Source organism: Leclercia sp. UBA7405 (assembly GCF_037152215.1).
In the GTDB taxonomy this organism is placed as follows: domain Bacteria; phylum Pseudomonadota; class Gammaproteobacteria; order Enterobacterales; family Enterobacteriaceae; genus Enterobacter; species Enterobacter pneumoniae.
On the sequence record NZ_JBBCMR010000028.1, the window covers coordinates 1 to 223 of the forward strand.

General features: G+C 55.2%; 1 rRNA gene. It reads right to left on the reverse strand.

Annotation, left to right across the window (positions count from 1 at the left end):
- Positions 1-223: ribosomal RNA gene (locus tag WFN75_RS22565) — 23S ribosomal RNA — on the reverse strand; the annotation flags it as partial.

Sequence of the window (223 nt, forward strand, 5' to 3'; positions counted from 1 at the left end):
CAGTCAGGAGTATTTAGCCTTGGAGGATGGTCCCCCCATATTCAGACAGGATACCACGTGTCCCGCCCTACTCTTCGAGTTCACAGCAAGTGTGCTTTCGTGTACGGGACTGTCACCCTGTACCGTGCGACTTTCCAGACGCTTCCACTAACACACAAGCTGATTCAGACTCTGGGCTGCTCCCCGTTCGCTCGCCGCTACTGGGGGAATCTCGGTTGATTTC